Origin of the sequence: Paenibacillus glycanilyticus NBRC 16618 (assembly GCF_004000805.1) — a bacterium.
Lineage (GTDB): Bacteria > Bacillota > Bacilli > Paenibacillales > Paenibacillaceae > Pristimantibacillus > Pristimantibacillus glycanilyticus.
Window position 1 is genome coordinate 56915 of record NZ_BILY01000040.1, and the last position, 6637, is coordinate 63551.

Annotated in this window: 8 protein-coding genes; 6 read left to right on the forward strand and 2 right to left on the reverse strand. The window is 49.5% G+C overall.

Translation table 11 applies throughout. The features are described 5' to 3' along the window. The first annotated feature begins 127 nt into the window (after positions 1 to 127). The 3 genes from PGL01S_RS25145 to salA all read left to right on the forward strand — a co-directional run bounded on the left by PGL01S_RS25145 (position 128) and on the right by salA (position 3027). Positions 128 to 823: a phosphoadenylyl-sulfate reductase gene (locus PGL01S_RS25145; protein ID WP_127497523.1), complete on the forward strand. Its 696-nt coding sequence runs from the start codon at positions 128 to 130 to the stop codon at positions 821 to 823. Positions 824 to 1028: 205 nt separating this feature from the next. Then, entirely contained in the window at positions 1029 to 1835 is an 807-nt protein-coding gene (gene cwlD / locus PGL01S_RS25150) for an N-acetylmuramoyl-L-alanine amidase CwlD (protein WP_127497525.1), read from the forward strand. A 97-nt stretch (positions 1836 to 1932) separates the two neighbouring features. Then, positions 1933 to 3027 carry an iron-sulfur carrier protein/transcriptional regulator SalA gene (salA, locus tag PGL01S_RS25155; RefSeq protein WP_127497527.1) on the forward strand — a complete coding sequence of 365 codons (1095 nt, stop codon included), beginning with the start codon at positions 1933 to 1935 and terminating at the stop codon, positions 3025 to 3027. 107 nt (positions 3028 to 3134) lie between these two features. Here salA and gerD read toward each other — a convergent pair whose 3' ends face one another. Continuing rightward, entirely contained in the window at positions 3135 to 3842 is a 708-nt protein-coding gene (gene gerD / locus PGL01S_RS25160; protein ID WP_244935752.1) for a spore germination lipoprotein GerD, read from the reverse strand. A gap of 185 nt (positions 3843 to 4027) precedes the next feature. Between gerD and PGL01S_RS25165 the strand changes: the two genes are divergently transcribed. Then, the gene (locus tag PGL01S_RS25165; RefSeq protein ID WP_164775589.1) at positions 4028 to 4651 is read left to right on the forward strand and encodes a KinB-signaling pathway activation protein; all 624 of its coding nucleotides are present in this window, start codon (positions 4028 to 4030) and stop codon (positions 4649 to 4651) included. 3 nt (positions 4652 to 4654) lie between these two features. Here PGL01S_RS25165 and pdaB read toward each other — a convergent pair whose 3' ends face one another. After that, positions 4655 to 5479, reverse strand: coding sequence for a polysaccharide deacetylase family sporulation protein PdaB (pdaB, locus tag PGL01S_RS25170; RefSeq protein WP_127497529.1), 825 nt, complete (start codon positions 5477 to 5479; stop codon positions 4655 to 4657). Between the two features lie 121 nt (positions 5480 to 5600). Here pdaB and PGL01S_RS25175 point away from each other — a divergent pair, with 121 nt between their 5' ends. Both PGL01S_RS25175 and PGL01S_RS25180 read left to right on the forward strand, forming a co-directional pair. Continuing rightward, positions 5601 to 6224 (forward strand): stage II sporulation protein M, encoded by a 624-nt coding sequence (locus PGL01S_RS25175; RefSeq protein WP_127497531.1) that lies wholly within the window; start codon positions 5601 to 5603, stop codon positions 6222 to 6224. 135 nt (positions 6225 to 6359) lie between these two features. Then, entirely contained in the window at positions 6360 to 6581 is a 222-nt protein-coding gene (locus PGL01S_RS25180) for a hypothetical protein (RefSeq protein ID WP_015847185.1), read from the forward strand. Positions 6582 to 6637: the final 56 nt, after the last annotated feature.

The following is a 6637-nucleotide window of genomic DNA, read 5'->3' on the forward strand; positions in this document are numbered from 1 at the left end:
CCATAAGCAATAGGCAAAACTTTATTTCATTTTGGTTAAAACTATTATTGATCATTTGCGTATTAGAACGTATACTTTAACTAATAGCATATGAATTTACTTGGAATTACAAATGGAGGGCATAACCATGAACCTGTTCGAAAAAGAAGCGTTGGTTAAACAAAAAGCCGAAGAGCTTGAAAATGCGACGCCACAAGAGATTTTGGCTTACGCAGTTGAAGCTTTCCCTAATATTACGTTTGCATGCAGCTTTGGTGCGGAAGACGTTGTACTGGTCGACATGCTGCAAAAAATCAGCCCGAAAACAGATATTTTCTACCTGGATACAGACTTCCACTTCAAAGAAACGTATGAGACGCGTGACCGTATGGTAGAGCGTTACCCAGGTATTCCATTTGTAGAAGTTAAACCGCTAATCACGCCAGAAGAGCAAGCAGAGCGGCATGGCGCTGAGCTGTGGAAATCCGACGCTAACGCTTGCTGCAACATCCGTAAGGTTGAGCCGCTGACGAGAGTATTGTCTAAATACGAAGCATGGATTACAGGGATCCGCCGCGACCAAGCTCCAACACGCGCCAATGCGAAGAAGGTTGAATATGATACTAAATTCGGTTTGATCAAATTCAATCCGATTGCCGGTTGGACTTCGGAAGACGTATGGAATTACATCCGTGAGAACGATGTAATTTACAATCCACTGCATGACAACAACTACCCAAGCATTGGCTGCGAGTATTGCACGCGCCAAGTTATGCCTGGCGAAGACCCTCGCGCGGGACGTTGGTCCGGTCAAGAGAAAACCGAATGCGGTTTGCATAAATAAGATCGTTAAGCACCTTCCCTCCGCCGGAATTCTCTCGTCTGGAAGTGGCAAGGATTCTGATTAAAGGTATGGCACAGAACCTGCTCTAATTCAAAATGAATGCGGCTAAGCAAAGTCTAACTGCTGCTTGGCCATCATAAACAACCACCTCGTCCCATATAAATGATAAGGAGATCATTTGTAGGGGAACGAGGTGGTTTTATTTATGCGCCGAAAACGTTTGGTCGTCTGGATGACCTATAAAGGAGCGCTCCGCATCGCGGGTGGCATGGCAGCGCTTGTATTGACCTGGATATTGCTTACCCAAGGGAGCGAGCCGGTATCCCGGACCTGGAGTTATTGGACGCTGCCTTTATCGGGGAAAACAATTGCGATTGATGCGGGCCACGGAGGCGTTGACGGCGGTGCGGTAAGCAAGGAGGGGGTTGTGGAAAAAGACTTGAACCTCGCGATTGCGCTGTACCTGAGGGATTACCTGCAGCAGGCAGGAGCTATTGTACTGCTCACCAGGGAAGGGGATTACGATCTTGCAGGGCAGGATACGAAGGGGTATTCCAAGCGCAAGACGGAGGATTTGCTGCAGCGTGTAGCCAACATCAAGGAGAGTAAGCCAAGCCTTGTCGTCAGCGTTCATATGAACAGCATTCCGTCCGCTAAATGGTCGGGAGCTCAAACGTTTTTTAACCCGGCTAATCATCCGGACAACCAGGTGCTTGCCACGTTTATACAAAACGAAATCCGCCGTAATCTGGAAAATACGAGCAGGGTAGCGGTGATGGACAAAAATAACGTGTACCTTCTTAAAGCGCTGGACGACATTCCAACGGCGCTAGTCGAAGTCGGATTCCTGTCCAATCCGGGTGAAGCCGCGCGTCTTGCCGATTCGAATTACCAGCGACAAGTGGCCGCCTCGATCTATCAGGGAATTCTTCGATATTCGTCGGGGGAAAAGCTGAGTACGGGCACAGCGACGGATGCCGCGTCGGACATGAAGGCTGAACCGGCAAATTAACCATGTCCCGCTTAATATGTTATAATCATTTTAAATAAGCAGCTACTATTACGCTTACACCTACAACTACTCTTCTACATAAAGGTGGGACTCATTCATGTTGACACGTGAACAAGCTCTGGAAGCCGTCGGTTCAGTGACGGCCCAATATAGCGCGGACACCGTTTCTGTCCGCGATGTTGTCGTGAAGGACCGTCAAGTATCGATGACGGTCCTGACAGCCAGCGAGGACATTCGTCCCTCGCTGGAAACCGCGCTGCGCGCTGCGCTGGCGCGGGCTGGCGCCGAAACCGTGCATTGCCGGTTTCGCGCGCTGGAGAGCGGCGCGGGCGCAGCTGCCGCGCCGCAAGGACAAGCCGGCGGCAAAGGCCAGCCGGCCGCGGCAAAGGGCCCCGTACAAGGGCACGGGGCCGGAATCGACAGCCCGCTGCTCGCAGCTGGCAGCGGCACTCAATTCATCGCCGTCGCCAGCGGCAAAGGCGGCGTTGGCAAATCGACGGTGACCGTCAATCTCGCGGTCGCCTTAGCCCGCAAAGGCAAGCGCGTCGGCATCATCGACGCGGATATTTACGGCTTCAGCGTGCCCGATATGATGGGCATCGAGACGCGTCCCGAGATTGTGAACGAGCGCGTTATCCCGATCGAACGCTATGGCGTCAAAGTCATGTCGATGGGCTTTTTTGTGGAAGACAACAGCCCAATCGTATGGCGCGGGCCGATGCTGGGCAAGATGCTCCGCAACTTCTTTGCCGAGATCGAATGGGGCGAGCTAGATTACCTGCTGCTTGACCTGCCTCCGGGCACGGGCGACGTGGCGCTCGACGTCCATCAGATTATCCCGCAGAGCAAAGAGATTATCGTAACGACGCCTCATGCGACAGCAGCATTTGTAGCGGCCCGGGCGGGCGCTATGGCCATTAAGACGGAGCATGAGATTATTGGCGTGGTGGAGAACATGTCCTATTACAAATGCAGCAAATGCGGCGAACCGGAGTATATTTTCGGACGCGGCGGCGGGGCACGTCTTGCGGAATCCCTGCATGCGGAGCTGCTCGCCCAAATTCCGCTGGGACAGCCGGACAATCACATTTCCGAGCCGGATTTCTCGCCCTCGGTATATAAAGCCGACAGTGAGACAGGTGCGCTTTATCTGGATATTGCCGAACAAGTTATTCAAAAATGCGGCCGTTAATGGCAAAAATAAAAGCCCGGACTGGGAAGAGAGCATAAGCTCTCGACCCGGTACGGGCTTTTATTGCATCTATAGCTTTTCATCAATGTCATAATGTTAGGTCATCGTTAAGTCGAAGAATCAGAGCCGTCACCTTCACCGCTGCCGCCGTCGCTTTGTTTTTCATCCCCGGAGGAGCCTTCATCGCCACCGCTTCCGCTGTCTTGCGATTTCTTGTCAACCTTTTCATCCGGCTTTGGTTTAAGCTCTTCCTGTACTGCTTTTTTCATCAGATCCAGAACTTCCAGACGGAAGAGAGGGTTTTGCATCGATTCCTGCATCAGAGACATAACCTGCTTTTTATATTGCGTGCTTTGCAGCACTTCGAGAATCATTTTGTCCATTTCGGGCGTTTTGAACGCTTTGATCATTTGTTCCTGGTACGTCGGGTCCTTCATCAATTCTTTGTGAATGTCCTTGTTCTGCTTGTTTACGGCCTTGGCGAATTCACCGGCAAAACGGGTATCCGTCATTAGAGTCCGGATGACCTTGTCGTATTCCGGAGATACCATAACGTCTTTGACGGCAAGGCGTACCTGCTCCTGATCCTGAACGGACAACAGCTTGGTTCCGCTGCCGTTATAGCCGGACATTTGCTGAGCGGACTCCTGTAAAGCTTTTTGAGCATCTTCGGTTTTCAGTATGTCGATAACCATCGACTTCATATCCTTGTAGCTGATCTGTTGGTTGTTGCCTCCTGAAGATTCCGCACCGCAGCTTGTTAAGACAAATGTTAGGGCGGAAAGCGCCGTTAATAAAGCCAATCGCATGCGCATGCTCCCACGATCTCCCTTCTATGATTACCATTGCTGTATTTAAACGTAGTATGCGTTAAAGTTCACGGGATTATCATGGCTTCGTAGTTAGCTTTTTATGACGAACGTGGTAAAATAATGGTTGGCACAGGAAAGTGCTTACAATGGCACCGTCCTCGCCGAACGTGAAGGAGGATAACGGAATTATGAATTTGAAAAGATGGTTTTTTCTTTTTTGGACCTGCATGGCCGTCGGGGCTGTCGTTTCAGTCATCAGCGGATTGATCATGCAATGGACGGACCCGTCCTTCGGATTTATGGGGCTTGAGGCTGCCGGATTCAACGCCTTCATGATGGCGATGGTCGGCTTATTGATAGGGGCATTCAGCCAAATGGGGTTCTTTGCGTACCTGACCCTGAATTACATTGCATTAAGCATTTTCCGCAAAAGCTATCTCTGGAACGCTCTCCAGGGTTATACGACGGTTTTTGCGGTATTTGGCCTCGGTTATATGCTTTATGAGCAGCGGACCAACAACTGGTTCTTCTGGGTGCTGCCGCTTGTTCTTTTGATCTGCTCCCTGGCCGTGGCCTATGTCAAAGCCAAGCAAACCAAACCAAGCGCATTTGTGCCAACCGCGTTTTTGATGTTTTTCGTTACCTTCGTGGAAGCTTGGCCGGCTCTGCAAGGGGAGACCAACATTTCGGCTATCGTCTTTATGATTATCCCTTTGTTTTTCTGCAATGCTTACCAGATCCTCATGCTGCACCGCTTGCTTCAAAAAAATACAACAACCGACTCTGCAACATCTGCAAAGCCGGTCGCGTAATAATCAATAGCCAGTATCCGCTGCTGCCACAGCATCATCGAGTCCAAGCATCGTAAGAGAGGTCGTTTTGTCCTGTACGGCACGGCCTTCCGACTCGGTTTGGTTAATCAGCTCCGATACGGTTACGAATTCATAGCCTTTCGCGCGAAGCTCATCGATGATTACGGGGAGTGCTTCATGCGTTTGTTTCACCGAATCGCTGGCATGCATAAGAATAATGTCTCCATTATGGGCACGGCTTACGACACGGTTGATAATCTTGTCCGTTCCAATGTTCAGCCAGTCCATCGAATCGGTATCCCATTGGATAACTTTGTAGTTGAGCTCTTCCGCGATACGAAGCACGCGTTTGTCGAAATCTCCGTTAGGGAGGCGGATCAGGTTCGGCTGTTTGCCGGTCAGGTCGGTGAGGATCGTATGCGCGGTAGTAATTTGCGTACGAATCTCTTCATCGCTAAGCTTGCTGTAGTTGTCATGCTTATGGCCGTGGCTGCCGATTTCAAAGCCGTCATTCACGATATCTTTGACAATGTCGGGATGGGACTGGCTCCAAGGCGAAGACAGGAAGAAGGTTGCCTGGGTAACCCCTTTGTCTTTCAATACCTTCAGAATCGGTTCCGTACGCTTGTCCCCCCAGCTAATGTCGAACGTCAGGGCTACGACCTTCTTATCCGTAGGGACACTGTATATAGCGGCCGGCTGCTGTGGTGAGAACACCGTGATGTTGTCTCTTTCTGCGTAAATAACCCCTACAGAGAATACGAGTGCGAGAACAAGAAGGAAATTGCGTTTTAATTTTCGTCCGTTCAGTACATAGAAAAAGTTCATCTGATAAGGCTCTCCTTTCTAATGGAAGCTTGTTCTAGTACAATCCTATGCTCGTACACATCCAAGATATTCATGCTTGTTCAAACCAATTCATAAAGAAGTTACAAAGGAGAGAAGAGGCATGTTTCGCTGGTCTGAAATAAAAGCCCATTTCAAAATCATGAATCCCTACATCGCGTTTGGATTCATTTTGTTTTTTGCCGGACTTGTCGTCGGGGGGACCAACAGCGCGTTTAGCGATTATCTCGAGCAGCAGCTGAAGGCGCTCGGCAACGTGGCCGAATCTTTGGAGCAGACGGAGAATCCGACGCTTGCCTTTATGGTCTTTATTTTTTTAAACAATGCGATTAAGTCCATTTTTATCATCTATATAGGTGCGATCTTCGGGATCATCCCGATTTTCTTCCTGGTTCTTAACGGCATGGTTGTAGGCTTCTTGCTGCAGCATGTAGCACAGACGCAGGGGACCGGGGATATGCTTACGGTTGTACTCGGGCTGCTGCCTCACGGAATAATCGAGATCCCCGCGATCGTAGTGGCATGCGCCTACGGGATGAAGTTTGGCGTTCTTTTGCTAAAGGCAATAGGACGGCTCGTTATTCCGGGGAAGGAACCGGGAAAATCCGGCCGGGAGATCGAATATTTCATGATTAGATCCGTTCCGGTGGTCGTCATTCTAACAGTGGCATTGCTTGTTGCGGCGGTTATTGAAAGTACAGTTAGCGTTTGGGTAAGTTCGTTGTAATATTTTTCCGATTAATTGAGCATAACAGTAAGGCGGCGGCGTGATGCGTAATCGCAAGACGCCGCTTTTGCTTTCGATTGCCGCAGCAAAACTTAGCTGCAGGGCCAATACAGCTTAGGAGGGCGCACATTAGTTATGCTAGGAATTCTATTCAACGACAAAGAATGCAAAGAACTCGATTACGTCCTGCGCAAAGAATTAGATGAGATGCTGCTTGATTTGAATGACAATCGTTTAGACGGAGATATTAAGCAAGCTATAACAAGACGGTACAAGATCATCTTCCGTATGTATGCGCGTATCGCATCTCCGAAAGAGCTGTCCCGTTATGCATTAAATGTGCGAAATTACAGGTAGAAAAATCCAGTAAAAAAAGTTTTAAAAAAGGGTTGCAATCCTATAGACGTCCATGA